This is a genomic window from Rhizobium sp. SSA_523, from assembly GCF_030435705.1.
GTDB lineage: Bacteria > Pseudomonadota > Alphaproteobacteria > Rhizobiales > Rhizobiaceae > Neorhizobium.
The window spans coordinates 588,295-614,331 of the sequence record NZ_CP129382.1; the positions used below are offsets into that span (position 1 = coordinate 588,295).

20 protein-coding genes and 3 tRNA genes are annotated in these 26,037 nt (G+C 60.5%); 21 read left to right on the top strand and 2 right to left on the bottom strand.

The genetic code is table 11. The features are described from left to right. Positions 1-64: 64 nt before the first annotated feature. The 4 genes from QTJ18_RS11080 to QTJ18_RS11095 are packed head-to-tail and all read left to right on the top strand — an operon-like array spanning position 65 to position 4,338. Positions 65-571 carry a putative pterin-binding protein gene (locus tag QTJ18_RS11080; protein ID WP_252751373.1) on the top strand — a complete coding sequence of 169 codons (507 nt, stop codon included), beginning with the start codon at positions 65-67 and terminating at the stop codon, positions 569-571. Continuing rightward, positions 568-2,817: an ATP-binding protein gene (locus QTJ18_RS11085; protein WP_252751372.1), complete on the top strand. Its 2,250-nt coding sequence runs from the start codon at positions 568-570 to the stop codon at positions 2,815-2,817. Before QTJ18_RS11080 ends, QTJ18_RS11085 begins: the two co-directional genes overlap by 4 nt. An 11-nt stretch (positions 2,818-2,828) precedes the next feature. Beyond that, positions 2,829-3,890 (top strand): HD-GYP domain-containing protein, encoded by a 1,062-nt coding sequence (locus QTJ18_RS11090; protein WP_252751371.1) that lies wholly within the window; start codon positions 2,829-2,831, stop codon positions 3,888-3,890. A 52-nt stretch (positions 3,891-3,942) separates the two neighbouring features. After that, positions 3,943-4,338 carry a response regulator gene (locus tag QTJ18_RS11095; RefSeq protein ID WP_252751370.1) on the top strand — a complete coding sequence of 132 codons (396 nt, stop codon included), beginning with the start codon at positions 3,943-3,945 and terminating at the stop codon, positions 4,336-4,338. Positions 4,339-4,441: 103 nt separating this feature from the next. Here QTJ18_RS11095 and rlmB read toward each other — a convergent pair whose 3' ends face one another. Further along, positions 4,442-5,332, bottom strand: coding sequence for a 23S rRNA (guanosine(2251)-2'-O)-methyltransferase RlmB (rlmB, locus tag QTJ18_RS11100; protein WP_252751369.1), 891 nt, complete (start codon positions 5,330-5,332; stop codon positions 4,442-4,444). 197 nt (positions 5,333-5,529) lie between these two features. On the opposite strand from rlmB, the gene QTJ18_RS11105 reads away from it, so the two are divergent. From QTJ18_RS11105 to rpoC, 13 genes are all read left to right on the top strand, one after another. Beyond that, positions 5,530-5,614: transfer RNA gene (locus QTJ18_RS11105), tRNA-Tyr, on the top strand. Positions 5,615-5,639: 25 nt separating this feature from the next. Then, positions 5,640-5,713, top strand: a tRNA-Gly gene (locus QTJ18_RS11110). Positions 5,714-5,907: 194 nt separating this feature from the next. Continuing rightward, positions 5,908-7,083 carry an elongation factor Tu gene (tuf, locus tag QTJ18_RS11115; RefSeq protein WP_301557802.1) on the top strand — a complete coding sequence of 392 codons (1,176 nt, stop codon included), beginning with the start codon at positions 5,908-5,910 and terminating at the stop codon, positions 7,081-7,083. Positions 7,084-7,284: 201 nt separating this feature from the next. Next, a complete protein-coding gene (locus QTJ18_RS11120) occupies positions 7,285-7,641 on the top strand; it encodes a hypothetical protein (RefSeq protein WP_252755576.1) in 357 nt (118 codons plus the stop codon). 123 nt (positions 7,642-7,764) lie between these two features. Next, positions 7,765-7,840 (top strand) — tRNA-Trp (locus QTJ18_RS11125). Between the two features lie 189 nt (positions 7,841-8,029). Continuing rightward, on the top strand, positions 8,030-8,230 hold the full coding sequence (gene secE, locus QTJ18_RS11130) for a preprotein translocase subunit SecE (protein WP_252755587.1): 201 nt from the start codon (positions 8,030-8,032) through the stop codon (positions 8,228-8,230). 17 nt (positions 8,231-8,247) lie between these two features. Continuing rightward, positions 8,248-8,778, top strand: a complete 531-nt coding sequence (nusG, locus tag QTJ18_RS11135; RefSeq protein ID WP_252755577.1) for a transcription termination/antitermination protein NusG — start codon at positions 8,248-8,250, stop codon at positions 8,776-8,778. 137 nt (positions 8,779-8,915) lie between these two features. After that, positions 8,916-9,347: a 50S ribosomal protein L11 gene (gene rplK, locus QTJ18_RS11140; RefSeq protein WP_252755578.1), complete on the top strand. Its 432-nt coding sequence runs from the start codon at positions 8,916-8,918 to the stop codon at positions 9,345-9,347. A gap of 2 nt (positions 9,348-9,349) precedes the next feature. Then, a complete protein-coding gene (gene rplA, locus QTJ18_RS11145; protein ID WP_252755579.1) occupies positions 9,350-10,045 on the top strand; it encodes a 50S ribosomal protein L1 in 696 nt (231 codons plus the stop codon). 353 nt (positions 10,046-10,398) lie between these two features. Further along, positions 10,399-10,917: a 50S ribosomal protein L10 gene (gene rplJ / locus QTJ18_RS11150; protein WP_252755580.1), complete on the top strand. Its 519-nt coding sequence runs from the start codon at positions 10,399-10,401 to the stop codon at positions 10,915-10,917. A 60-nt stretch (positions 10,918-10,977) separates the two neighbouring features. After that, positions 10,978-11,358 (top strand): 50S ribosomal protein L7/L12, encoded by a 381-nt coding sequence (rplL, locus tag QTJ18_RS11155; RefSeq protein WP_252755581.1) that lies wholly within the window; start codon positions 10,978-10,980, stop codon positions 11,356-11,358. 256 nt (positions 11,359-11,614) lie between these two features. Further along, positions 11,615-15,751 carry a DNA-directed RNA polymerase subunit beta gene (gene rpoB / locus QTJ18_RS11160; protein WP_252755582.1) on the top strand — a complete coding sequence of 1,379 codons (4,137 nt, stop codon included), beginning with the start codon at positions 11,615-11,617 and terminating at the stop codon, positions 15,749-15,751. A gap of 193 nt (positions 15,752-15,944) precedes the next feature. Continuing rightward, the gene (gene rpoC / locus QTJ18_RS11165; RefSeq protein WP_252755583.1) at positions 15,945-20,159 is read left to right on the top strand and encodes a DNA-directed RNA polymerase subunit beta'; all 4,215 of its coding nucleotides are present in this window, start codon (positions 15,945-15,947) and stop codon (positions 20,157-20,159) included. Between the two features lie 204 nt (positions 20,160-20,363). Here the strand turns inward: rpoC and QTJ18_RS11170 are convergent, their stop codons facing one another. Then, positions 20,364-20,657, bottom strand: a complete 294-nt coding sequence (locus tag QTJ18_RS11170) for a transcriptional regulator (protein WP_252755584.1) — start codon at positions 20,655-20,657, stop codon at positions 20,364-20,366. An 869-nt stretch (positions 20,658-21,526) separates the two neighbouring features. Here QTJ18_RS11170 and rpsL point away from each other — a divergent pair. From rpsL to tuf (QTJ18_RS11190), 4 genes are all read left to right on the top strand, one after another. Beyond that, positions 21,527-21,898, top strand: coding sequence for a 30S ribosomal protein S12 (gene rpsL / locus QTJ18_RS11175; RefSeq protein ID WP_003507760.1), 372 nt, complete (start codon positions 21,527-21,529; stop codon positions 21,896-21,898). A 76-nt stretch (positions 21,899-21,974) separates the two neighbouring features. After that, the gene (rpsG, locus tag QTJ18_RS11180; RefSeq protein WP_252755585.1) at positions 21,975-22,445 is read left to right on the top strand and encodes a 30S ribosomal protein S7; all 471 of its coding nucleotides are present in this window, start codon (positions 21,975-21,977) and stop codon (positions 22,443-22,445) included. A gap of 33 nt (positions 22,446-22,478) precedes the next feature. Then, a complete protein-coding gene (gene fusA / locus QTJ18_RS11185) occupies positions 22,479-24,578 on the top strand; it encodes an elongation factor G (protein WP_252755586.1) in 2,100 nt (699 codons plus the stop codon). A gap of 75 nt (positions 24,579-24,653) precedes the next feature. Beyond that, the gene (gene tuf, locus QTJ18_RS11190) at positions 24,654-25,829 is read left to right on the top strand and encodes an elongation factor Tu (RefSeq protein WP_301557802.1); all 1,176 of its coding nucleotides are present in this window, start codon (positions 24,654-24,656) and stop codon (positions 25,827-25,829) included. Positions 25,830-26,037: the final 208 nt, after the last annotated feature.

The window sequence follows — 26,037 nt, forward strand, 5'->3', positions numbered from 1 at the left end:
ATCTGCCGGCTGTTTGCTGGCGGACATGCGGTGCCATGCCTCACGAGAACGGGAGCATTATGCAATGAAGCTCATGACCGCTTGCCTGGCCCTCCTGGCCGGCGCCTGCCTGTCGGCGTTTCCGGTTCTGGCGCTCGATGCGCCGAAGGGTCCGGTCATCCTGACACTGCGGGGCGATCTTTCCACCCCCAATGTCGGCCAGACGGCGCAGTTCGACCTGGCCATGCTGGAGGCGCTGTCGGGTCGCAGCGCCCGCATGGAAACGCCCTGGACGGCGGGTGAGGTGGTGTTTTCCGGACCGCTCCTGCGCGCCGTTCTGGATGCTGCCGGCGCCAAGGGCCAGACGATGCGCGTGCGGGCGCTCAACGATTATTTCGCCGAAATCCCGCTCAGTGATGCGACGGGTATGGAAACCATCCTTGCCACGCGCCTGAACGGCGAGCCGATGTCCGTCAGGCAGAAGGGACCGCTTTTCCTCATCTATCCCTTCGACCTCGACCCCACCCTCTATAATGAGAAGTACTTTTCGCGCTCGGTCTGGCAGATCAAGGACATCGAGGTCAAGCCGTGACGTCACCCACTGTCTTCAGCGGCGAAGAGATGCGCAAGGCCGGCCGCACGACGATCATCCTGCAGGCTTTCGCGGTCATCCTCCTGGCGATCCTCGTCTCCGTCTATATCGACATCGCCAGCCGGCAGAGCAATCTGCGCGATGCGGTGCGGGAGGATGCCGTCTGGTCGGTCTATCAGTTCAACCGCGAGACCCACGAGCTGGAGCATCATGCGGAACTGATGCTCTCGCTGCCGCACTTCGACAAGGCCTGGCTCTCGGCGCTGTCTTTGCGTTACGACGTCGTCTATTCGCGCATGAAGACCCTGCGACAGACGAAATTCGACGAGCATTTCCTCAGCGATACCGCCGTCATCGCCCAGCTTGAGAAGATCGAGAGCCTGATCGGCAATAGCGAGGGCATTTTCGATGCGATCAATGCCGGCCAGGCGCTGTCGCATGCCAGCCTGCGGACGCTGCAATACGAACTGGATATTCTGGCGCGCGAGACCGCCGATCTTCTCGTCTACACCAATACGAAAATCAGCGTCGAGCGGGCGGAGGGGCGGATCGAGCTTGAATCCCTGCAGCGCAAATCCATGGCACTGATCGGTCTGCTGGTCCTGTCCGTGGTCTTCCTGATCTTCACCCTGCAGCGCCAGTTGAAGAGCGTGCAGGCGGCGGGAATCGGGCTCGAGGCGATGGCGGAGCAGATGACGGCATCCTGTCAGGCCGCCGAAGCGGGCAACCGGGCGAAGTCGCAGTTCATGGCCACCATGGGCCACGAGATCCGCACGCCGCTCAACGCGATTCTCGGCACGGTCGAGCTTCTCGAGCTGACGCGCCTGTCGCCCGAAGCCGCCCTGCGCATCCGCACCATCCGCCGTTCGGGCGAGGCACTCCTCGATATCATCAACGAGATCCTGGATTATGCCAAGATCGAACATGGCAAGCTGGAGCTTGAACAGCGTCCGGTGGATCTGCTGATGCTTGCTGAAACGAGCGTCGAAATGATGCGGGGCAGGGCCACGGAGGCAGGCACAGGCATCCTCGTGGATCTGCCGTCCGAATGGCGGGCGCGCCATATCCTGTCGGATCCGACGCGCCTGCGCCAGGTGATCCTCAACCTGATGAGCAATGCCGTGAAGTTCACCAGCCAGGGCACGGTCACCCTGCGTCTGCGCCAGTTCCGCGGCCCGACCGCGCTCTGGCTGCGGGTCGAGGTGGAGGATACCGGCATCGGCATCGACGAAGAGGGCAAGGCGAAGCTCTTCCGGCCCTTCTCGCAGGTCGATGCCAGCATCAATCGCAAATATGGCGGCACGGGCCTCGGCCTGACCATCTGCAAGGAGATCATCGATCGCTTCGGCGGGCGCGTCGGGGTGGACAGCCGGCTCGGCAAGGGCAGCACCTTCTGGTTCGAGCTGCCGGTGGAGGCCACGGCGCCGCCGGTGCTGGCCCCGGCCCAGCCGCAGGCGGGAGAACTCGCTTCCCTTCGCGCCATGACGATCCTGGTGGCGGAGGACAACAAGGTCAATCAGCAGGTGATCCTCGGCTATCTTCAGCACCTCGGCCAGAAGGTGGTCCTGGCGGAACATGGCGAGATCGCGCTGCGGGAGGCATGCGCTCACCGCTTCGACCTCATCCTGATGGATATGCAGATGCCGGTCATGGACGGAATTGAATCGACCAGGCGGATCCGCGCCTCGGGCGGGCTTTCGGCCGATACGCCGATCATCGCTTTGACCGCCAATGCGTCGGAAGAGGACCGGCAATTGTGTCTCGATGTCGGCATGGCCGGCTTCCAGGCCAAGCCTTTGTCGATCGCCACCCTGCATCGCCTGCTTCTGGAAACCCAAAGGCAGATCCCGCAGAGCCAAATGGGCGCGCAAGCGCAAGCGGATCGCCCCGCAGCGCTGCCGCCGTCCGACACGTCCGAGCAATCGCCGGCCGGCTTGACGCCAACTCTGGAGGCCCGCCGGCAGGAAATCGCATCCATTCTGGGCGAGGAGGCCTTCGACGAGCTGATGCAGTCCTTCTTCGACGACGCCGTCGAGCTCCTGACGAAGCTGCGGCAGTCCTTGAACGAAGGTCGAAGCGACCATATCGACCATCTGCTGCATAATCTTAAAGGAGTGGCAGATAATGTAGGCTTATCTGATGTCGCAGAGGCAAGCCAGGCTCTGCGGCAGACCGAACCGACCTCGGAAGATCTTGATCGCATCGCAGATCGATTGAATGCCGTGAAGCAAATGCTGGCCGCGTGAAGGGGAACGCCATGAAAATACTTGTCGTGGATGACAACAAAACCAATCTGACGCTGCTCAAGAAGCTCGCAGGAACCGTCGAAGGCTGTTCGGCTGTCGGCTTCATCAGCCCGGAAGACGCCTTGCATGCAATGCCGGAACTCGACTTCGACATCGGCGTCATCGATTTCCAGATGCCTGTCTATAACGGTGTCGATCTCCTCCTGGAAATCCGTCGCTTCGAGAAATATCGTGACAAGCCTTTCGTGGTCGTCACCGCCGACGGCGATACCCAGACGCGCATGTCGGCGCTCAATGCCGGGGCGATCGACTTCCTGACCAAGCCCGTCAATCCGCTGGAATTTCGTGCCCGCATCCGCAATCTCGCCGCCTTGACGGATGCGCGGAACCAGCTGGCGGACCGGGCGGATTGGCTGCGGCGCGAAGTTGACAAGGTGGTGCAGGAATTGCGTGAGCGGGAGCAGGAGATCATCTATCGGCTGACGCTGGCGGCGAGCTACAAGGATCCCGAAACCGCCCTGCATACGATGCGGGTGGGCGCCTATTCGGAACTCATCGCAAAGGCCTACGGTCTTTCAGCGGAAGCCTGCGCCGATCTCCGTCTGGCGGCGCCCATGCATGATATCGGCAAGGTCGGCATTCCCGATAACGTGCTCCTGAAGCGCGGAATCTATACGGAGAGCGAGCGCTCCCAGATGCAGTGTCACACCTCGATCGGCAGCCAGATCCTCGGTCAGTCGCGATCGAGCCTGCTGCAATTGGCGGCGGAGATTGCCGAAGCCCATCACGAACGCTGGGACGGGCAGGGCTATCCCAGGCGCAAGAAGGGCGAGGACATCCCGCTGGCCGGCCGCATCGTTGCCGTTGCCGACAGCTTCGATGCGCTGACCACGGTGCGTCCCTACAAGCCTGCCTGGAGCGTCGACAAAGCTGTCAGCCATATCCGCGAGAAAGCCGGATCCCAGTTCGATCCCAACTGCGTCAAGGCGTTCGAAAAGGCGCTGCCCGAGATCATCGCCATCATGACCAGTCAGGAGCCGCATAATATCTCGCTGGTTGCTGCCGCGGAATAGGAACCATTCCTTGATTGCCGCGTTGAGGCGGACTGGCGAAAATGAGGGGGCCATGGTGTGCAAGGTTCTGGTCGTTGAAGACCAGCTATTGATCGCGCTTCATATTGAGGAGGCGGTCTTGGCTCTCGGCCACGAGGTGGTCGGTATTGCGGCGAATCGGCGTGACGCATTGTCTCAATCGGATGATTGCGACGTGGCCTTTGTCGATGTTCAGTTGCAGGATGGGCCAACCGGTCCCGAGATCGGCCGCAGCCTGGCCGAAAAGGGCATAACCGTGGTGTTCATGACCGCCAATCCCGAAGCGCTTGCCGGCGGCGTCCCGGGAACGCTCGGTGTGATATCGAAGCCGCTCTTCGATCTGGAACTGATCGGCGCCGTGCAATATGCGGCCGAAATCTGCGCGGGGGGCGATCCCTTGCCGCCGGAACGTCTGCGCCGGTTCACCTGACGCACAGCGTCCAGCCGATCAACAGACCAATCTCCCTGACCCGCCCCCGGCTCGCCCCGTAGTTTCCAATCGAAGGTTTCCGCTATCGGCGAGGAGCGGGCGCTCAGCCCGCTCGCGTCAGATGCAGGCGGGTGGCGTAGAGCGCAATGGCGGCGGCATTGGAGACGTTGAGAGATTTGATCGCGCCCGGCATATCGAGCCGCGCCAGCGCCGTCACGGTATCGCGCGTCTTCTGGCGCAGGCCCTTGCCCTCCGAGCCCAGCACGAGCGCAATGCGCTCTCCCGCAAGGCTCGTTTCGAGCGGTGCCGGACCTTCCGAATCAAGACCAATCGTCGCGAAACCCAGTCGATGAAGCTCGCCCAGGGCATCGGACAGATTGGTCACCTGGATATAGGGAATCAATTCCAGTGCGCCGGAGGCCGATTTGGCCAGGACGCCGGATTCGGTCGGGCTGTGGCGCTGTGTGGTGATAACGGCGCCGGCCCCGAAGGCCACGGCCGATCGCATGATCGCGCCGACATTGTGCGGATCGGTGACCTGGTCGAGAACCAGCAACAGAGGGCTGTCCTTGAGGGCCTCCAGACGGCGCACGGGCAGCGGGCGGGTTTCCAGCATGACGCCCTGGTGGATTGCATCGGGGCCGAGCATCCTGTCGATGTCCTGGGGCGAAACAATATCCACAGGGCAGGCGGGCGGCTTTGCCGGATCGAGATCCAGGCGGGCCAGCGCATTTTGCGTGACCGACAGGCGGATGAGCTTTCGCTGCGGATTGTCGAGCGCCGCCCGCACCGTGTGAAGACCGTAGAGATAGACCTGTTCCGGCGCTAGCTGCGGTGGCGTCCAGGCGCCCTTTTCGCGTGCCTTGTCGCGGCGGTTCGAAGGCCCCGGCGTGGGGATTTCGCCGCGCTCGCGCTTGGCATCGCGAACCTGGCGGCGCAGGGTCGCATAGTGGCTGTCACGGGCGGATGGGTCTGTCGGCTCTTTCTTGCTCATGGGGTCTTATAGCCGCGCGTCGGGAGCGGGCATAGCCCCGGGCAGGGAGATGACAGGCGGATGACGCGAATTCTTTTTTCCATAAATTTTCGTCCGACCTCGTGTTGACAGCAGCGAAACTCGCAGTCATATACGCCGCCGTGACTGCAGCGGACGACGCGGGTCGCAAGCTTGGTCTTCGGTCCAGACAGAATACTGGAGGGATGCCCGAGTGGTTAAAGGGGACGGACTGTAAATCCGTTGGCTCAGCCTACGTTGGTTCAAATCCAACTCCCTCCACCATTCTGCTCTTCGACCGACAAGCCCCGCGGGTATAGCTCAATGGTAGAGCAGCAGCCTTCCAAGCTGAATACGCGGGTTCGATTCCCGCTACCCGCTCCACTCTCTCTAAGGCCGGTCTTTCTCAGCCTGGAAGGTCAGCAGGTTGACCTGACGTCCATCCCCTCTTCGAGGCGGTCGGCACCTCCTTGTCCCTGTCGCATTTATGTCTTGCGTATCGCACGCGAAAGCCTTAAACGGCGACACCAAATCCGCAGCCGCGGATCCACCATTCTTTAAGATCACAGGAAGCATCAATGGCAAAGAGCAAGTTTGAGCGTACCAAGCCGCATGTGAACATCGGCACGATCGGCCACGTTGACCATGGCAAGACGTCTCTGACGGCAGCGATCACCAAGTTCTTCGGTGAGTTCAAGGCGTATGACCAGATCGACGCTGCACCGGAAGAGAAGGCCCGCGGCATCACGATCTCGACGGCACACGTCGAATACGAGACGGCGAACCGCCACTACGCCCACGTTGACTGCCCCGGCCACGCCGACTACGTCAAGAACATGATCACCGGTGCAGCGCAGATGGACGGCGCGATCCTGGTATGCTCTGCCGCTGACGGCCCGATGCCGCAGACGCGCGAGCACATCCTGCTCGCCCGCCAGGTTGGCGTTCCGGCTCTGGTCGTGTTCCTGAACAAGGTCGACCAGGTTGACGACGCCGAGCTTCTCGAGCTCGTCGAGCTGGAAGTGCGCGAACTCCTGTCGTCCTACGATTTCCCGGGCGACGATGTTCCGGTTGTCAAGGGCTCGGCTCTCGCCGCTCTCGAAGACAGCAACAAGACCATCGGCGAAGACGCTGTTCGCGAACTGATGGCCCAGGTTGACGCCTACATCCCGACGCCTGAGCGTCCGATCGACCAGCCGTTCCTGATGCCGATCGAAGACGTGTTCTCGATCTCGGGTCGTGGTACGGTTGTGACGGGTCGCGTCGAGCGTGGTATCGTCAAGGTTGGCGAAGAAGTCGAGATCGTCGGCATCCGCGCCACCTCCAAGACGACGGTGACCGGCGTTGAAATGTTCCGCAAGCTGCTCGACCAGGGCCAGGCCGGCGACAACATCGGCGCGCTGATCCGCGGTGTGAACCGTGACGGCGTCGAGCGTGGCCAGATCCTGTGCAAGCCGGGCACTGTCAAGCCGCACAAGAAGTTCAAGGCCGAAGCCTACATCCTGACGAAGGAAGAAGGCGGCCGTCATACGCCGTTCTTCACGAACTACCGTCCGCAGTTCTACTTCCGCACGACGGACGTGACGGGCATCGTGACGCTTCCGGAAGGCACGGAAATGGTTATGCCTGGCGACAACGTGACCGTTGACGTCGAGCTGATCGTTCCGATCGCGATGGAAGAAAAGCTGCGCTTCGCTATCCGCGAAGGTGGCCGTACCGTCGGCGCCGGCATCGTCGCTTCGATCGTCGAGTAAGGCAATCTCGGCAGCTTTGGGCGACGAGCCGAAAGCTGCCGACGCTTGCTTCGATCATCGAATAATTGCCGGCTGGGCGAGGGGGTCTCCTCCTGCTCAACGTCTCAAGATAAAGGCCTCGCCGGATATGGCGGGGCCTTTTCGTTTTCAAAGAAATGCACGAAGGCTGCGCCCTGTCGATGAAGCCGTGAGCGAGGGGACATGTCTGGTTCCGACGGAAACATGAAGCGGATCGGAGCAGGGCGACCCATCGGCGCGAACATTGCCTGGGCGCGATTCGCCGCCGGGCCTCTGATCCTGCTCGCCTGCAGCCTGATGCCGATCGGCGATCCGGCGCCTGCCTTTGCGGCCTGTCCGGAGCGGCCGTCCTGTACCGGTTGCGGATGCAAGGGCGGGCCGGGCTATCGAGGGCCCGATGGCCGCTGTGTCGGTTTCAAGGCGCTGGACAGGATCTGCGGCCGGCCGCCGGAGACCCGCTGCACCTTCGAGAACGCGCCGGGCACGGGCGCCAACCGTGATTGCGCCCTGCAGCCCAGGGAAGCGAAGAAAGCGCGCTAACATCTTCCACAGGCTGACGGAAATTCGCGTCCGCCTGTCGAAATAGACTTGCCAAGCCCGCCAACCCATCTTAAAGGGAGCGCCATGCTTGGAACGCGGCAGACTGTTGTTCCAAGGATCTGAAGGGGTATAGCTCAGTTGGTAGAGCGGCGGTCTCCAAAACCGCAGGTCGGGGGTTCGAGCCCCTCTGCCCCTGCCATTACCATAGCGACGACATGTGATCTTCATGGAGACGTGATAGGGATGGACCGCCATTGGCGGCAAAAATCGCAGAATGCCGATTTTGCTCTTGTGAAAGGCAGTTCCGGCGTTTATGTAGGGTGAAACAGACACGCGGTGCGTGGGGCTGACCTTTTCAGCTTTACGTGCCGTAATCGCGTGGGCAGATATGGCATCCAAGACCAATCCATTTACGTTTCTGCAGCAGGTTCGCGCCGAGACGTCGAAAGTGACCTGGCCGTCGCGTCGTGAGACGATGATCTCCACGGCCATGGTTCTTGTGATGGTGATTTTCGCCGCTCTGTTTTTCTTCGCCGCGGACCAGCTGATCGGCTGGCTCATCGGCCTCGTGCTGAATTTCAGCATCTGACATCTGTGGAGATGAAAATGGCGGCACGTTGGTACATCGTCCACGCGTATTCGAATTTTGAAAAGAAGGTTGCCGAGGATATCGAGAACAAGGCTCGCCAGAAGGGCTTGGAGCATTTGTTCGAGAAGATCCTCGTTCCCACTGAAAAGGTGGTTGAGGTGCGTCGCGGACGCAAGGTGGACAGCGAGCGGAAGTTCTTCCCCGGCTATGTCCTTGTTCGCGCCAATCTGACCGACGAAGCCTATCACCTGATCAAGAACACGCCGAAGGTCACCGGGTTCCTCGGTTCGGACAGCAAGCCGGTACCGATCCCCGACTTCGAGGCCGACCGCATTCTCGGTCAGGTCCAGGAAGGTGTCGAGCGGCCGAAGTCCTCGATTTCCTATGAGATCGGCGAGCAGGTTCGGGTCTCCGACGGCCCCTTCGCATCCTTCAACGGCATCGTTCAGGATGTGGACGAGGAGCGTTCGCGCCTCAAGGTCGAAGTCTCCATTTTCGGCCGCGCAACGCCGGTCGAGCTGGAATACGCACAGGTCGAAAAGGTCTGAGCGCGGGGCTTGCCCCAATCCGCGTGGGAGGTCTGCCTGTAGCCGGGCGCTAGAGACCAGACCACGCAACCGCAGCCGCCGACCGTCACCGGTCGGCATTTCGACCGGGCAACCGGTCTGAACAGAAAGGCAGAGAAATGGCTAAGAAAGTCGCAGGCCAGCTCAAGCTGCAGGTCAAGGCAGGATCGGCAAACCCGTCCCCGCCGATCGGCCCCGCACTTGGTCAGCGTGGCATCAACATCATGGAATTCTGCAAGGCGTTCAATGCAGCCACGCAGGAAATGGAAAAGGGCATGCCGATCCCGGTCGTCATCACCTATTTCCAGGACAAGTCCTTCACCTTCGCCATGAAGCAGCCGCCGGTCACCTACTGGCTGAAGAAGGAAGCGAAGATCCAGTCCGGTTCCAAGACGCCTGGCAAGGGCGCCAAGGCCGGCACCATCACCAAGGCTCAGGTCCGTGCGATCGCCGAAGCCAAGATGAAGGATCTGAACGCGGCAGACGTCGAAGGCGCAATGCTGATGGTTGAGGGCTCTGCCCGCTCCATGGGCCTGGAAGTGGTGGCTTGATCATGGCAAAGCTTGCAAAGCGTATTCAGAAGAGCCGCGAAGGCATTGATCCGACAAAGCTCGTCGCCCTTACCGAAGCGATCTCGCTGGTCAAGGACCGCGCCACCGCGAAATTCGACGAGACCGTCGAAATCGCGATGAATCTCGGCGTCGACCCGCGCCACGCCGACCAGATGGTTCGCGGCGTCGTCAACCTGCCGAACGGCACGGGCCGCGACGTTCGCGTCGCCGTCTTCGCGCGTGGCGCCAAGGCCGATGAAGCCAAGGCAGCCGGTGCGGACATCGTCGGTGCGGAAGATCTCGTCGAGATCGTCCAGGGCGGCAAGATCGATTTCGATCGCTGCATCGCCACGCCGGACATGATGCCGCTGGTCGGCCGTCTCGGCAAGGTGCTCGGCCCGCGTGGCATGATGCCGAACCCGAAGGTCGGTACGGTCACCATGGACGTTGCCGGCGCCGTAAAGGCATCCAAGGGCGGCGCTGTCGAATTCCGCGTCGAAAAGGCTGGTATCATCCATGCCGGTATCGGCAAGGCTTCGTTCGACGCCAAGGCTCTGGAAGAAAACATCAAGGCATTTGCCGACGCCGTTTTGAAGGCGAAGCCGGCAGGCGCCAAGGGCAATTACCTCAAGCGCGTCGCGCTCTCCTCGACCATGGGTCCTGGCGTTCGCGTCGAGCCTTCGACGGTCGTCGCCTGATTGTATCGGAACGGGGCGCAAGCGCCTCGTCCGCAACTGAATTTCCGGGCCTTCGGGCCCGGGAAGTCCGGGGAAACCCGGATATTCCTGTCCGAGATTGTGGGTGGTTTCGACCTTAATCGTATGACCTGCATGAGACGGGTAAGACCTGGATTTTCAACAGGCGCGCGTGATGCGCCCCTGAGGGTTCCGGTTCGAACCTGATGTGCCTTGTGCCGCGAGCCTTCTGGCTCAAGTGCGGGGGGACAGGATCCTCGAGCGCCGCTCGGGATCTTGCTATTGAGATCCCTTGGGGCAAAGGCAACCCGGCAGGGTCCGATCCTTCGATCGGTCCTGTCAACTGGAGACAGACAGTGGAAAGAGCGGAAAAACGCGAATTCGTCACGGAGCTGAGCGAAGTCTTCAAGGCTTCTGGTTCAGTTGTCGTGGCCCACTATGCTGGTGTCACCGTTGCGCAGATGAACGACTTCCGTTCGAAAATGCGCGCGGCTGGCGGCACCGTCAAAGTCGCGAAGAACCGTCTGGCCAAGATCGCTCTTCAGGGCTCGGAGTCGGAAGGGATGACAGATCTCTTCAAGGGCCAGACGCTGATTGCATACAGCGAAGACCCTATCACGGCTCCCAAGGTCGTCATGGATTTCGCCAAGACCAACGACAAGCTCGTTGTTCTGGGTGGCGCCATGGGCTCGACCACGCTTAACGCGGAAGGCATCAAGTCGCTTGCGACCCTGCCTTCGCTGGACGAACTGCGCGCAAAGCTGCTGGGTATGATTCAAACCCCGGCAACCCGCATCGCAGGCGTCGTTCAGGCTCCGGCAGGCCAGCTTGCCCGTGTTTTCGCGGCCTACGCAAAGAAGGACGAAGCCGCTTGAGGCGGTTTTTCGCTGTAACAAATCAACCAGTTCGAACCGAACATACAAGGAACTACTAAAATGGCTGATCTCGCTAAGATCGTTGAAGACCTCTCCTCTCTGACCGTTCTGGAAGCTGCCGAGCTGTCCAAGATGCTGGAAGAGAAGTGGGGCGTTTCTGCAGCTGCTCCGGTTGCTGTGGCTGCTGCTGCCGGCGGTGCAGGCGCTGCTGCTCCGGCTGAAGAAGAAAAGACTGAATTCGACGTTATCCTCGTTGACGCTGGCGCCAACAAGATCAACGTCATCAAGGAAGTCCGCGGCATCACCGGCCTCGGCCTCAAGGAAGCCAAGGACCTCGTCGAAGGCGCTCCGAAGCCCGTCAAGGAAGCCGTCTCCAAGGCTGAAGCTGCAGACCTCAAGAAGAAGCTTGAGGATGCCGGCGCCAAGGTCGACGTCAAGTAATTTCGAAATGTCTTGGGGGAGGGCAGCCATGCCCTCTCCCGGTCAGCATTTCTTCGGACCTGATTACCCAAAAGCCGGTGAAACGGCTTTTGGGTAATGGGTTCTTCAAGAGGATGGTTTCTCCTCGAGGTGCACGGCAATCCGGCCGGCGGCGCGAGAGACGGAACGAGATTGAACCAACCCATGATAGACGGGGTCGACTGGCCAGCGTGCCCCGTCCGTTGCAGGCCCGGATGCAGTTTTTGAAGGAGCGACGATGGCTCAGACCCTTTCGTTCAACGGTCGCAGGCGCGTACGCAAGTTTTTCGGAAAGATCCCCGAAGTCACTGAGATGCCAAACCTCATCGAGGTTCAGAAGGCATCCTATGATCAGTTCCTGATGGTTGAAGAGCCGGAAGGCGGCCGCCCCGATGAGGGGCTGAACGCCGTTTTCCGGTCGGTTTTCCCGATCACCGATTTCTCCGGCGCCTCCATGCTGGAATTCGTGTCCTACGAATTCGAGCCGCCGAAATTCGACGTCGAGGAATGCCGCCAGCGCGACCTGACCTATGCAGCGCCGCTGAAGGTGACGCTGCGCCTGATCGTGTTCGATATCGACGAGGACACAGGTTCGAAGTCGATCAAGGACATCAAGGAACAGTCGGTCTACATGGGCGACATGCCGCTGATGACCGATAACGGTACCTTCATCGTCAATGGTACCGAGCGCGTCATCGTCTCCCAGATGCACCGTTCGCCGGGCGTGTTCTTCGATCACGACAAGGGCAAGAGCCATTCGTCGGGCAAGCTTCTGTTTGCCGCGCGCGTCATCCCCTATCGCGGTTCCTGGCTCGACATCGAGTTCGACGCCAAGGACATCGTCTATGCGCGTATCGACCGCCGCCGCAAGATCCCTGCGACCTCGCTGCTGATGGCGCTCGGCATGGACGGCGAAGACATCCTGTCGACCTTCTATACCAAGTCGACCTATGAGCGCGCCGGCGATGGCTGGCGCATTCCCTTCCAGCCGGAAACGCTGAAGGGTGCCAAGACGCTGTCGGACATGATCGATGCCGATACCGGAGAAGTCGTGGTCGAATCCGGCAAGAAGCTGACGCCGCGCCTGCTGCGGCAGCTGTCGGACAAGGGCCTGAAAGCCCTCAAGGCCAGCAATGACGACCTCTACGGCAACTATCTCGCCGAAGACATCGTCAATTTCGAAACCGGCGAGATCTATCTCGAAGCCGGCGACGAAATCGACGAGAAGTCCCTGGCGCTGATGCTGGATGCCGGTTTCGACGAGATCCCGGTTCTCGGCATCGACCATATCAATGTCGGCGCCTATATCCGCAACACGCTTGCCGCCGACAAGAACGAGAACCGCCAGGATGCGCTCTTCGATATCTATCGTGTGATGCGTCCGGGTGAGCCGCCGACCATGGAATCGGCCGAAGCCATGTTCAACTCGCTGTTCTTCGATGCGGAGCGCTACGACCTTTCGGCCGTCGGTCGCGTCAAGATGAACATGCGTCTGGACCTCGATTGCCCGGATACGGTGCGTACCCTGCGCAAGGAAGACATCCTTGCGGTGGTTCGCATGCTGGTCGATCTGCGCGACGGCAAGGGCGAAATCGACGATATCGACAATCTCGGCAACCGTCGTGTCCGCTCCGTCGGCGAATTGATGGAAAACCAGTACCGCCTCGGTCTGCTCCGCATGGAGCGCGCGATCAAGGAACGCATGTCGTCGATCGAAATCGATACTGTCATGCCGCAGGATCTGATCAACGCCAAGCCGGCCGCCGCCGCGGTTCGCGAATTCTTCGGCTCCTCGCAGCTGTCGCAGTTCATGGACCAGGTGAACCCGCTCTCGGAAATCACTCACAAGCGTCGTCTTTCGGCTCTTGGACCGGGTGGTCTGACCCGTGAGCGTGCCGGCTTCGAAGTGCGAGACGTTCACCCGACCCATTACGGCCGTATCTGCCCGATCGAAACGCCGGAAGGCCCGAATATCGGCCTGATCAACTCGCTTGCCACCTTCGCCCGCGTCAACAAGTACGGCTTCATCGAAAGCCCGTACCGCAAGATCGTCGAGGGCCGGGTGACCAATGACGTGATCTACCTCTCCGCCATGGAAGAGGCCAAGTATTACGTCGCGCAGGCCAATGCGCCGCTGGATGGTGACGGATCCTTCTCCGAGGAATTCGTCGTCTGCCGCCATTCCGGTGAAGTGATGCTCGCTCCGCGCGACAACATCAACCTGATGGACGTCTCGCCGAAGCAGCTCGTTTCGGTTGCCGCCGCTCTCATTCCGTTCCTGGAAAACGACGACGCCAACCGCGCGCTGATGGGTTCGAACATGCAGCGCCAGGCCGTGCCGCTGGTCAGGGCAGAAGCGCCCTTCGTCGGTACCGGCATGGAGCCTGTCGTTGCCCGCGATTCCGGCGCTGCGATCGCCGCCCGCCGCGGCGGCGTGGTGGATCAGGTGGATGCGACGCGTATCGTTATCCGCGCGACGGAAGATCTGGATGCCGGAAAGTCGGGCGTTGATATCTATCGCCTGCAGAAGTTCCAGCGTTCGAACCAGAACACCTGCATCAACCAGCGTCCGCTGGTGAATGTCGGTGACGTGATTGCCAAGGGCGATATCATCGCAGACGGTCCTTCGACGGATCTCGGCGATCTGGCGCTCGGCCGCAACGCACTCGTCGCCTTCATGCCGTGGAATGGCTACAACTACGAAGATTCGATCCTGATGTCGGAGCGCATCGTCTCGGACGACGTGTTCACCTCCATCCATATCGAAGAATTCGAAGTGATGGCCCGCGACACCAAGCTTGGTCCGGAAGAAATCACCCGCGACATTCCGAACGTATCGGAAGAAGCGCTGAAGAATCTCGATGAAGCCGGTATCGTCTACATCGGTGCGGAAGTTCAGCCGGGCGATATCCTGGTCGGCAAGATCACGCCGAAGGGCGAAAGCCCGATGACGCCGGAAGAAAAGCTTCTGCGCGCCATCTTCGGCGAAAAGGCATCGGATGTGCGCGACACCTCCATGCGCATGCCGCCCGGTACATTCGGCACAGTCGTCGAAGTGCGCGTCTTCAACCGCCACGGGGTGGAAAAGGACGAGCGCGCAATGGCGATCGAGCGCGAGGAAATCGAGCGCCTGGCCAAGGACCGCGATGACGAGCAGGCCATTCTGGACCGCAACGTCTATGGCCGTCTGGTCGACATGCTGCGCGGCCAGGTATCGGTCGCCGGACCGAAGGGCTTCAAGAAGGGCGTCGAGCTCTCCAACGCGATCGTTTCGGAATATCCGCGCTCGCAATGGTGGATGTTCGCCGTCGAAGACGAAAAGGTTCAGGCTGAGATCGAAGCTCTGCGCGGCCAGTACGATGAATCCAAGTCGCGCCTTGAGCAGCGCTTCATGGACAAGGTCGAAAAGGTCCAGCGCGGCGATGAAATGCCTCCGGGCGTCATGAAGATGGTCAAGGTCTTCGTCGCCGTGAAGCGCAAGATCCAGCCGGGCGACAAGATGGCCGGCCGTCATGGCAACAAGGGCGTCGTATCGCGGATCGTGCCCGTGGAAGACATGCCGTTCCTCGAAGACGGAACCCATGTCGACATCTGCCTGAACCCGCTCGGCGTTCCCTCGCGCATGAATGTCGGACAGATCCTCGAAACCCACCTTGCCTGGGCTTGCGCCGGCATGGGCAAGAAGATCGGCGACATGCTGGAGGAGTATCGCAAGACGATGGACATCAGCGAGCTGCGCAGCGAGCTGACGGAAATCTATGCGAGCGAATCCCATGACGAAGTGGCTCGTTTCGACGACGAATCGCTGGTGAAGCTGGCCGAAGAGGCAAAGCGTGGCGTCTCTATCGCAACGCCGGTCTTCGACGGTGCGCATGAGCCCGACGTCGCCGCCATGCTGAAGAAGGCTGGTCTGAATGAATCCGGTCAGTCCGTCCTCTATGACGGCCGTACCGGTGAAGCCTTCGACCGCAAGGTGACCGTCGGCTACATGTACATGATCAAGCTGAACCACCTGGTCGATGACAAGATCCACGCCCGTTCGATCGGTCCTTACTCGCTCGTGACGCAGCAGCCTCTGGGCGGCAAGGCGCAGTTCGGCGGTCAGCGCTTCGGGGAAATGGAGGTCTGGGCTCTGGAAGCCTATGGTGCCGCCTACACCCTGCAGGAAATGCTGACGGTCAAGTCGGACGACGTGGCTGGCCGGACCAAGGTCTATGAAGCGATCGTGCGTGGCGACGATACGTTCGAAGCCGGCATTCCGGAAAGCTTCAACGTTCTCGTGAAGGAAATGCGCTCGCTCGGCCTTTCCGTCGAACTCGAGAACTCGAAGATCGACCCGAACGAGCCCGGCCAGCTGCCCGACGCAGCGGAATAAGATCGAGAAGATCGAAGCGCGCGCCGCTCTGGCGCGCGCTGCCCCGCCCGTTTCCCGTTTAAGGAGAAGGGTAGGGGAATTTCGCCGCATTTCGCGGCTATGACCGTTTTAGGCGGCGGATCGGCTCCCCCGGGAACAGTAGGGCCGGTACCGTCTGCAAGCCGAGGGCGAACAGCCCCATAAGGAGATAGGCATGAACCAAGAGGTCATGAATCTTTTCAACCCGCAGGTGCCTGCGCAGCAGTTCGATTCGATCCGCATTTCGATCGCATCTCCCGAGAAGATTCTCTCCTGGTCCTACGGCGAAATCAAGAAGCCGGAGACCATCAACTACCGTACGTTCAAGCCGGAACGCGACGGTCTTTTCTGCGCGCGCATCTTCGGGCCGATCAAGGACTACGAGTGCCTGTGCGGCAAGTACAAGCGCATGAAGTACAAGGGCATCATCTGCGAAAAGTGCGGCGTGGAAGTCACGCTGTCGCGCGTTCGGCGCGAGCGCATGGGCCATATCGAACTGGCAGCTCCGGTTGCCCATATCTGGTTCTTGAAGTCGCTGCCCTCGCGCATCGCCACCCTGCTCGACATGACGCTGAAGGATGTCGAACGGGTTCTCTATTTCGAGAACTACATCGTCACCGAGCCGGGCCTGACGGCGCTCAAGGAGCACCAGCTTCTCTCCGAAGAGGAGTATATGCTGGCGATCGACGAGTATGGCGAAGACCAGTTCAGCGCCATGATCGGCGCCGAAGCCATTTATGAAATGCTGGCCTCGATGAACCTCGACAAGCTGGCTGGCGAACTGCGTTCGGATCTTGCCGACACCACGTCGGATCTGAAGCAGAAGAAGCTGATGAAGCGGCTGAAGATCGTCGAGAACTTCATCGAATCCGGCAATCGTCCGGAATGGATGATCATGAAGGTGGTCCCGGTGATCCCGCCGGATCTGCGTCCGCTCGTTCCCCTGGACGGCGGCCGTTTCGCCACGTCGGATCTGAACGATCTCTACCGTCGCGTGATCAACCGCAACAACCGCCTGAAGCGTCTGATCGAACTGCGCGCACCTGGCATCATCATCCGCAACGAAAAGCGGATGCTGCAGGAATCCGTCGATGCGCTGTTTGACAATGGCCGTCGCGGCCGCGTCATCACGGGTGCCAACAAGCGTCCGCTGAAGTCGCTCTCCGACATGCTGAAGGGCAAGCAGGGCCGCTTCCGTCAGAACCTGCTCGGCAAGCGCGTCGACTATTCCGGCCGCTCGGTCATCGTGACAGGTCCGGAACTGAAGCTGCACCAGTGCGGCCTGCCGAAGAAGATGGCGCTCGAGCTGTTTAAGCCCTTCATCTATGCCCGTCTCGACGCCAAGGGTTACTCCTCGACCGTCAAGCAGGCCAAGAAGCTGGTCGAGAAGGAAAAGCCGGAAGTCTGGGATATCCTCGACGAGGTCATCCGCGAGCATCCCGTGCTTCTGAACCGCGCACCGACGCTGCACCGCCTGGGCATCCAGGCCTTCGAACCGATCCTGGTCGAAGGCAAGGCCATCCAGCTGCATCCGCTCGTCTGCACGGCCTTCAATGCCGACTTCGACGGCGACCAGATGGCCGTTCACGTGCCTCTGTCGCTCGAAGCGCAGCTGGAGGCCCGCGTGCTGATGATGTCCACCAACAACATCCTGCATCCGGCAAACGGCGCGCCGATCATCGTTCCCTCGCAGGACATGGTTCTCGGCCTCTACTATCTGTCGATCATGAACCAGAACGAGCCGGGCGAAGGCATGGCCTTCTCCGACATGGGCGAATTGCACCATGCTCTGGAGAACAAGGTCGTCACCCTGCACGCGAAGATCAAGGGCCGGTTCAAGACGGTGGATGCCGAGGGTAACCCGGTCTCGACCATTTTCGAAACCACGCCGGGCCGCATGATCATCGGCGAACTTCTGCCGAAGAACGTCAATGTGCCCTTCGACATCTGCAACCAGGAAATGACCAAGAAGAACATCTCCAAGATGATCGACACGGTCTATCGCCATTGCGGACAGAAGGACACGGTCATCTTCTGTGACCGCATCATGCAGCTGGGCTTCACCCATGCCTGCCGTGCGGGCATTTCCTTCGGCAAGGATGACATGATCATCCCGGAAACCAAGGCCAAGATCGTCGGCGAGACGGAAAGCCTGGTGAAGGAATATGAGCAGCAGTACAATGACGGCCTGATCACCCAGGGCGAAAAGTACAACAAGGTCGTCGATGCCTGGGGCAAGGCCACCGAAAAGGTCGCCGAAGACATGATGGCGCGCATCAAGGCGGTCGAGTTCGACGCCGAGACGGGTCGCCAGAAGCCGATGAACGCGATCTACATGATGTCCCATTCGGGTGCTCGTGGTTCTCCGAACCAGATGCGCCAGCTGGGCGGCATGCGCGGACTGATGGCCAAGCCGTCGGGCGAGATCATCGAAACGCCGATCATCTCGAACTTCAAGGAAGGCCTGACCGTGAACGAGTACTTCAACTCGACTCACGGCGCCCGTAAGGGTCTGGCCGACACCGCGCTGAAGACGGCAAACTCCGGTTACCTGACGCGTCGTCTCGTCGACGTGGCGCAGGACTGCATCGTCAACATGGTCGATTGCGGTACCGACAAGGGCCTGACCATGACGGCGATCGTCGACGCCGGCCAGGTCGTGGCTTCGCTCGGTGCACGTATCCTCGGCCGCACCGCGCTCGACGACATCGACAACCCGGTCACCGGCGAAAACCTCGTCAAGGCCGGGCAGATGATCCTCGAGCCGCATGTGATCGAGATCGAAAAGGCCGGCATCCAGTCGGTCCGCATTCGCTCGGCACTGACCTGCGAAGTCCAGACGGGCGTCTGCTCTGTCTGCTACGGTCGCGACCTCGCACGCGGCACGCCCGTCAATATGGGCGAAGCCGTCGGCGTCATTGCGGCGCAGTCGATCGGCGAGCCGGGCACCCAGCTGACCATGCGTACCTTCCACCTTGGCGGTACGGCAAACGTGGTTGACCAGTCCTTCCTGGAAGCCTCCTATGAGGGCACGATCCAGATCAAGAACCGCAATGTGCTGCGCAATTCCGACGGCAACCTGGTTGCCATGGGCCGCAACATGGCGATCACGATCCTGGACGAGCGTGGCGTGGAGCGGTCCTCGCAGCGCGTCGCCTATGGTTCGAAGCTGTTTGTCGACGATGCCGACAAGGTCAAGCGCGGCCAGCGCCTGGCGGAATGGGACCCCTATACCCGCCCGATGCTGACCGAAGTGGCCGGTACGGTCGAATTCGAAGATGTCGTGGACTCCATTTCGGTTCTCGAATCGACGGACGAATCCACCGGCATCACGAAGCGCCAGGTTATCGACTGGCGTTCGACCCCGCGTGGCAATGATCTGAAGCCGGCGATCGTCATCAAGGATGCCAGCGGCGCCATCATGAAGCTCGCCCGTGGCGGCGAAGCACGCTTCATGCTGTCGGTCGATGCAATCCTGTCGGTCGAGCCCGGTCACAAGGTCAGCCAGGGTGATGTGCTTGCGCGTGTTCCGATGGAAAGCGCCAAGACCAAGGACATCACCGGCGGTCTGCCGCGCGTTGCCGAACTGTTCGAGGCTCGCCGTCCGAAGGACCATGCCATCATCGCAGAGATCGATGGTACGGTTCGCATGGGCCGCGACTACAAGAACAAGCGTCGCGTGATGATCGAGCCGGCGGAAGATGGTGTGGAGCCGGTCGAATACCTGATCCCGAAGGGCAAGCCCTTCCACCTTCAGGATGGCGACTATATCGAAAAGGGTGATTACATCCTCGACGGTAACCCGGCGCCGCACGACATTCTGGCGATCAAGGGTGTGGAGGCTCTGGCTTCCTATCTCGTGAACGAAATCCAGGAAGTCTACCGTCTGCAGGGCGTCGTGATCAACGACAAGCACATCGAGGTGATCGTTCGCCAGATGCTGCAGAAGGTCGAGATCACCGATTCCGGCGACAGCCAGTATATCGTGGGCGACAATGTCGACCGCATCGAGCTGGACGATGCCAATGAGCGTCTCATGGAAGAGGGCAAAAAGCCTGCATTCGGTGAGCCGGTTCTGCTCGGCATCACCAAGGCATCGCTGCAGACGCCGTCCTTCATCTCGGCCGCATCCTTCCAGGAAACCACCAAGGTTCTCACGGAAGCTGCGATCGCCGGCAAGATGGATACGCTGCAGGGCCTGAAGGAGAACGTCATCGTCGGCCGCCTGATCCCGGCCGGTACCGGTGGGACCATGACGCAGATCCGCCGCATCGCAACCGGCCGCGACGAGATGATCCTCGACGAGCGCCGCAAGTCGACGGGTGCCTCTTCGGCGACCCCGATGCTGCAGGATATGGCTGGCTCGGACACCATTCCGGCAGGCGAATAAGTGCGGGGAGGGCGGTCCGCCGCCCTCCTTCTGTCGCGTAAGACCAAACAAGAAAGCGCCCGGGGAGACCCGGGCGCTTTTCTCGTTCTACATCGGCGGCTCGTGCTCAGTCCTTGGTGCTGAGTTCCTCGTGCGGGCCTTCGTGCTCAGTCCTTCGTGCTCAATCCGTTGCGCAGGCGCACGGTCAGCGAGATTGGCTCCGCCTCATCCGAAGCGGATGATGGAGACCTCTCCCTCCAGCGCGCCTTGATAGGCAGCGGCATGCGGCTCCTCGACCGGCTCGTCGGTCAAGACACCGATCTGGTCGAGATCGGCTTCGATGAAGCCTTCTTCCGACAGCGCGTTCAGGGCCTCGCGCACGGCGGTATCATCGTCCGGCGCCGTCAGCAGGATATGCAGATCGGTGCCTTCGCTGTCTTTCGTTTCATACCCCTTGCCGATGATGATGAAGACCATCGGCGAATCGGAGTTATTGTCATTGTCGGGCGAGGTGATCATCGCGATGCACTCCTGGTTGGAAGGGGCGACTCATGTTCCAGTCGGTATCTCTTGCCGATACTTAGCGGCTTGCCAACCAAAACACAGTGGTTAATAATCTGCTTCGGCGAAAACCGCCGAAATCCTCCTGCTGGATCATCGCGATTTCAGGCCTGTCCGGTCAAAACCGTGGATAATGACCCAGGTTAAAGGGTTAATGCGGGCCTTGCGGCCAAGACCGCAGGCATTCTGCGGCCTCCCGATCTAGGGTCAAAACTCAGTCAGGATTTGGAGCGTGGTATGAGAGAAAATCGTTCAGTTCGAGGAGCGAAGCCGCCGGTGGATCCAATATCCATCAAGGCTTCGCGACGTGGAAATGGGCGATTTTCGCCATATCCCTACGGGACGCGGCGGATTTTCCCTGCGAAGGCGTCGAACAGGCTTTGTGGAGTTTTGCTTCACGGCAGCCTCTTCTCCTATTCGCAAACAAAATCCGCTCGCGCCACGCCCGAAACCTGATTGAGTTTTGACCCTAGCCGCTGCAGCGCCCGTCGCGCAAGGGCTTGGGGGACTTTCTTTACCTCCAGGTCTTGACGTCACGGGGGTAAAACAGTAAACGCCCGGCATCGGAAGCGATGTGAGGCTTGCCCGATTGGAACGCCTGTTCCTCTCTTGGCCTCAAACAAGCGTCCAAAACGCACGTTGAAGACAAGTATGCTGCACGCATGACGCACGTGATGCGTCCTCTGCTTTATGTGGTCCAACGGAATATTCCGTCTGGGCCACGTTTTGCGCATGTTGAAATGTGTGCTGTGGCCGGAGACGGCGAAACCACGGCCTGTCCTCCCGGGAGGATGGGTCCAAGACAAGATTTTGCAAGGGATGGGTATATGCCTACCGTAAACCAGCTGATCCGTAAGCCCCGCCAGGCACAGGTAAAGCGCAATAAGGTACCTGCTCTGCAGGAAAACCCGCAGAAGCGCGGCGTTTGCACCCGCGTCTACACCACGACCCCGAAGAAGCCGAACTCGGCTCTGCGTAAGGTCGCCAAGATCCGCCTGACCAATGGCTTTGAAGTCATCGGCTATATTCCGGGCGAAGGTCACAACCTGCAGGAACACTCTGTCGTCATGATCCGTGGCGGCCGCGTCAAGGACTTGCCGGGTGTGCGTTATCACATCATCCGCGGCGTTCTCGATACGCAGGGTGTCAAGAACCGCAAGCAGCGTCGTTCCAAGTACGGCGCGAAGCGTCCGAAGTAATTAGATCAATCCAGGCGCCGCGCGAGGTCCTCCGCGTGTTAAGGCGTCTTCCAATCATTCGAAGAGACGAGAACGTATGTCCAGACGTCACAGAGCAGAAAAGCGTGAAATCAACCCGGATCCCAAGTTCGGCGACCTGGTTGTCACCAAATTCATGAACGCCATCATGCTGCATGGCAAGAAGTCGGTTGCGGAAAGCATCGTTTACGGTGCGTTCGACGCGGTCCAGGGCAAGGCCAAGCAGGAGCCGCTGCCGATCTTCCATCAGGCGCTCGAAAATGTTGCTCCGCACGTCGAAGTCCGTTCGCGTCGTGTTGGTGGTGCGACCTATCAGGTTCCCGTTGACGTGCGCCCGGAGCGCCGGCAGGCCCTCGCCATTCGCTGGCTGATCGCGGCTGCCCGCAAGCGCAACGAAACCACCATGATCGACCGTCTCTCCGGCGAACTGATGGATGCCGCCAACAATCGTGGCAGCGCCGTCAAGAAGCGTGAAGACACCCACAAGATGGCCGACGCGAACCGCGCATTCTCGCACTACCGTTGGTAATCTTTCTCCGTTCGAATTCCGAAAGGCAGTCCTATGGCTCGCGACTATAAAATCGAAGACTACCGAAATTTCGGTATCATGGCGCATATCGACGCCGGCAAGACGACGACCACCGAGCGTATCCTTTATTACACCGGCAAGTCGCACAAGATCGGCGAAGTCCATGACGGCGCCGCGACCATGGACTGGATGGAGCAGGAGCAGGAACGCGGGATCACCATCACCTCGGCTGCGACCACGACCTTCTGGAAGGGCCGCGACGGCAAGATGCGCCGCTTCAACATCATCGACACGCCCGGCCACGTCGACTTCACCATTGAAGTCGAGCGCAGCCTGCGCGTTCTCGACGGCGCGATCGCGCTTCTCGACGCCAATGCCGGCGTTGAGCCGCAGACCGAAACCGTCTGGCGTCAGGCCGAGAAGTATCATGTTCCGCGCATGATCTTCTGCAACAAGATGGACAAGACCGGTGCGGACTTCTACCGCTCGGTCGAGATGATCAAGACCCGCCTGGGTGCGACGGCTGTTGTCATGCAGCTGCCGATCGGCGCCGAGACCGAGTTCAAGGGCGTTGTCGACCTGATCGAAATGAACGCTCTGGTCTGGCGCGACGAATCGCTCGGCGCCCAGTGGGACGTCGTCGAGATTCCGGAAGACCTGAAGGAAAAGGCCGAGGAATATCGCGAAAAGCTGATCGAGACGGTTGTCGAAATCGACGAAGAAGCGATGGAAGCCTATCTGAACGGCGAAATGCCGGACAATGAGAAGATCCGCCAGCTGGTTCGCCGCGGCACGATCGACGTCAAGTTCCATCCGATGTTCTGCGGCACGGCCTTCAAGAACAAGGGCGTTCAGCCGCTTCTCGATGCCGTCGTGGACTATCTGCCGTCGCCGGCCGATATCCCGGCCATCAAGGGCGTCGACGTGAAGACCGAAGCCGAGATCGAGCGTCACGCAGACGACAGCGAGCCGCTGTCCATGCTGGCCTTCAAGATCATGAACGACCCCTTCGTCGGTTCGCTCACCTTCGCCCGCATCTATTCCGGCAAGCTGGAAAAGGGTGCATCGGTCATGAACACGGTCAAGGACAAGCGCGAGCGCGTCGGCCGCATGCTGCAGATGCACTCCAACAGCCGTGAAGACATCGAAGAAGCCTTTGCAGGCGACATCGTTGCGCTGGCCGGTCTGAAGGAAACCACCACGGGTGACACGCTCTGCGATCCGCTGAAGCCGGTTATCCTGGAGCGCATGGAATTCCCCGAGCCGGTCATCCAGATCGCGATCGAGCCGAAGTCCAAGGGCGACCAGGAAAAGATGGGCCTCGCCCTCAACCGCCTGGCAGCAGAAGACCCGTCCTTCCGCGTCAAGACCGATACCGAATCGGGCCAGACGATCATCGCCGGCATGGGCGAACTTCACCTGGACATCATCGTCGACCGCATGCGTCGCGAGTTCAAGGTCGAAGCCACCGTCGGTGCTCCGCAGGTTGCCTATCGTGAGACGATCACCAAGGCACACGAAGAAGATTACACGCACAAGAAGCAGTCCGGTGGTACCGGCCAGTTCGCGCGCGTCAAGATCATCTTCGAACCGAACCCGGAAGGCGAAGACTTCAAGTTCGAGTCCAAGATCGTCGGCGGTTCCGTTCCGAAGGAATACATCCCGGGCGTTCAGAAGGGCATCGAAAGCGTTCTGTCCTCCGGTCCGCTGGCTGGCTTCCCGATGCTGGGCGTCAAGGCGACCCTCATCGACGGCGCCTTCCACGATGTCGACTCCTCGGTTCTCGCCTTCGAAATCGCATCGCGTGCCTGCTTCCGTGAAGCTGCCAAGAAGGCAGGTGCACAGCTGCTCGAGCCGATGATGAAGGTCGAGGTCGTGACGCCGGAAGATTATGTCGGCGACGTCATCGGCGACCTGAACTCGCGTCGCGGTCAGATCCAGGGCCAGGAAAGCCGTGGCATCGCCGTTGTCATCAACGCGCATGTTCCGCTCGCCAACATGTTCAAGTACGTCGATAACCTGCGCTCCATGTCTCAGGGCCGCGCACAGTATTCGATGGTCTTCGATCATTACGCGCCGGTTCCGAGCAACGTCGCACAGGAAATCCAGGCAAAGTACTCCGGTCAGAAGTGACCGGGGTAACCCCTAAAAGACAAAAAGACCTAGAATAACTCCGCCCTTCGCGGGGAAACAGATGGAGAGCCTGAAATGGCAAAGAGCAAGTTTGAGCGTACCAAGCCGCATGTGAACATCGGCACGATCGGCCACGTTGACCATGGCAAGACGTCTCTGACGGCAGCGATCACCAAGTTCTTCGGTGAGTTCAAGGCGTATGACCAGATCGACGCTGCACCGGAAGAGAAGGCCCGCGGCATCACGATCTCGACGGCACACGTCGAATACGAGACGGCGAACCGCCACTACGCCCACGTTGACTGCCCCGGCCACGCCGACTACGTCAAGAACATGATCACCGGTGCAGCGCAGATGGACGGCGCGATCCTGGTATGCTCTGCCGCTGACGGCCCGATGCCGCAGACGCGCGAGCACATCCTGCTCGCCCGCCAGGTTGGCGTTCCGGCTCTGGTCGTGTTCCTGAACAAGGTGGACCAGGTTGACGACGCCGAGCTTCTCGAGCTCGTCGAGCTGGAAGTGCGCGAACTCCTGTCGTCCTACGACTTCCCGGGCGACGATGTTCCGGTTGTCAAGGGCTCGGCTCTGGCCGCTCTCGAAGACAGCAACAAGACCATCGGCGAAGATGCTGTTCGCGAACTGATGGCCCAGGTTGACGCCTACATCCCGACGCCTGAGCGTCCGATCGACCAGCCGTTCCTGATGCCGATCGAAGACGTGTTCTCGATCTCGGGTCGTGGTACGGTTGTGACGGGCCGCGTCGAGCGTGGTATCGTCAAGGTTGGCGAAGAAGTCGAGATCGTCGGCATCCGCGCCACCTCCAAGACGACGGTGACCGGCGTTGAAATGTTCCGCAAGCTGCTCGACCAGGGCCAGGCCGGCGACAATATCGGCGCGCTGATCCGCGGTGTGAACCGTGACGGCGTCGAGCGTGGCCAGATCCTGTGCAAGCCGGGCACTGTCAAGCCGCACAAGAAGTTCAAGGCCGAAGCCTACATCCTGACGAAGGAAGAAGGCGGCCGTCATACGCCGTTCTTCACGAACTACCGTCCGCAGTTCTACTTCCGCACGACGGACGTGACGGGCATCGTGACGCTTCCGGAAGGCACGGAAATGGTTATGCCTGGCGACAACGTGACCGTTGACGTCGAGCTGATCGTTCCGATCGCGATGGAAGAAAAGCTGCGCTTCGCTATCCGCGAAGGTGGCCGTACCGTCGGCGCCGGCATCGTCGCTTCGATCGTCGAGTAAGGCAATTTCGGCAGCTTTGGGCGACGAGCCGAAAGCTGCCGACGCTTCGAAGGGCGGGCAAAGTCGCGCAAGCGCGCTTTGCCAGCGGCGCCGGCATCGTCGCTTCGATCGTCGAGTAAGGCAATTTCGGCAGCTTTGGGCGGCGAGCCGAAAGCTGCCGACGCTTTGAAGGACGGGCAAAGTCGCGCAAGCGCGCTTTGCTATTTGG

What these genes read in the sequence shown, in the direction of transcription:
- rpoB (WP_252755582.1), top strand. Translation starts at nt 11,615, where the DNA reads ATGGCTCAGACCCTTTCGTTCAACGGTCGCAGGCGCGTACGCAAGTTT.
- rpsG (WP_252755585.1), top strand. Translation starts at nt 21,975, where the DNA reads ATGTCCAGACGTCACAGAGCAGAAAAGCGTGAAATCAACCCGGATCCC.
- QTJ18_RS11170 (WP_252755584.1), bottom strand. Translation starts at nt 20,657, where the DNA reads ATGATCACCTCGCCCGACAATGACAATAACTCCGATTCGCCGATGGTC.
- tuf (WP_301557802.1), top strand. Translation starts at nt 24,654, where the DNA reads ATGGCAAAGAGCAAGTTTGAGCGTACCAAGCCGCATGTGAACATCGGC.
- rlmB (WP_252751369.1), bottom strand. Translation starts at nt 5,332, where the DNA reads ATGAGCAAGAAAGAGCCGACAGACCCATCCGCCCGTGACAGCCACTAT.
- rplL (WP_252755581.1), top strand. Translation starts at nt 10,978, where the DNA reads ATGGCTGATCTCGCTAAGATCGTTGAAGACCTCTCCTCTCTGACCGTT.
- fusA (WP_252755586.1), top strand. Translation starts at nt 22,479, where the DNA reads ATGGCTCGCGACTATAAAATCGAAGACTACCGAAATTTCGGTATCATG.
- secE (WP_252755587.1), top strand. Translation starts at nt 8,030, where the DNA reads ATGGCATCCAAGACCAATCCATTTACGTTTCTGCAGCAGGTTCGCGCC.
- tuf (WP_301557802.1), top strand. Translation starts at nt 5,908, where the DNA reads ATGGCAAAGAGCAAGTTTGAGCGTACCAAGCCGCATGTGAACATCGGC.
- QTJ18_RS11090 (WP_252751371.1), top strand. Translation starts at nt 2,829, where the DNA reads ATGAAAATACTTGTCGTGGATGACAACAAAACCAATCTGACGCTGCTC.
- QTJ18_RS11080 (WP_252751373.1), top strand. Translation starts at nt 65, where the DNA reads ATGAAGCTCATGACCGCTTGCCTGGCCCTCCTGGCCGGCGCCTGCCTG.
- rpsL (WP_003507760.1), top strand. Translation starts at nt 21,527, where the DNA reads ATGCCTACCGTAAACCAGCTGATCCGTAAGCCCCGCCAGGCACAGGTA.
- rplK (WP_252755578.1), top strand. Translation starts at nt 8,916, where the DNA reads ATGGCTAAGAAAGTCGCAGGCCAGCTCAAGCTGCAGGTCAAGGCAGGA.
- rpoC (WP_252755583.1), top strand. Translation starts at nt 15,945, where the DNA reads ATGAACCAAGAGGTCATGAATCTTTTCAACCCGCAGGTGCCTGCGCAG.
- QTJ18_RS11120 (WP_252755576.1), top strand. Translation starts at nt 7,285, where the DNA reads ATGTCTGGTTCCGACGGAAACATGAAGCGGATCGGAGCAGGGCGACCC.
- rplA (WP_252755579.1), top strand. Translation starts at nt 9,350, where the DNA reads ATGGCAAAGCTTGCAAAGCGTATTCAGAAGAGCCGCGAAGGCATTGAT.
- QTJ18_RS11095 (WP_252751370.1), top strand. Translation starts at nt 3,943, where the DNA reads ATGGTGTGCAAGGTTCTGGTCGTTGAAGACCAGCTATTGATCGCGCTT.
- nusG (WP_252755577.1), top strand. Translation starts at nt 8,248, where the DNA reads ATGGCGGCACGTTGGTACATCGTCCACGCGTATTCGAATTTTGAAAAG.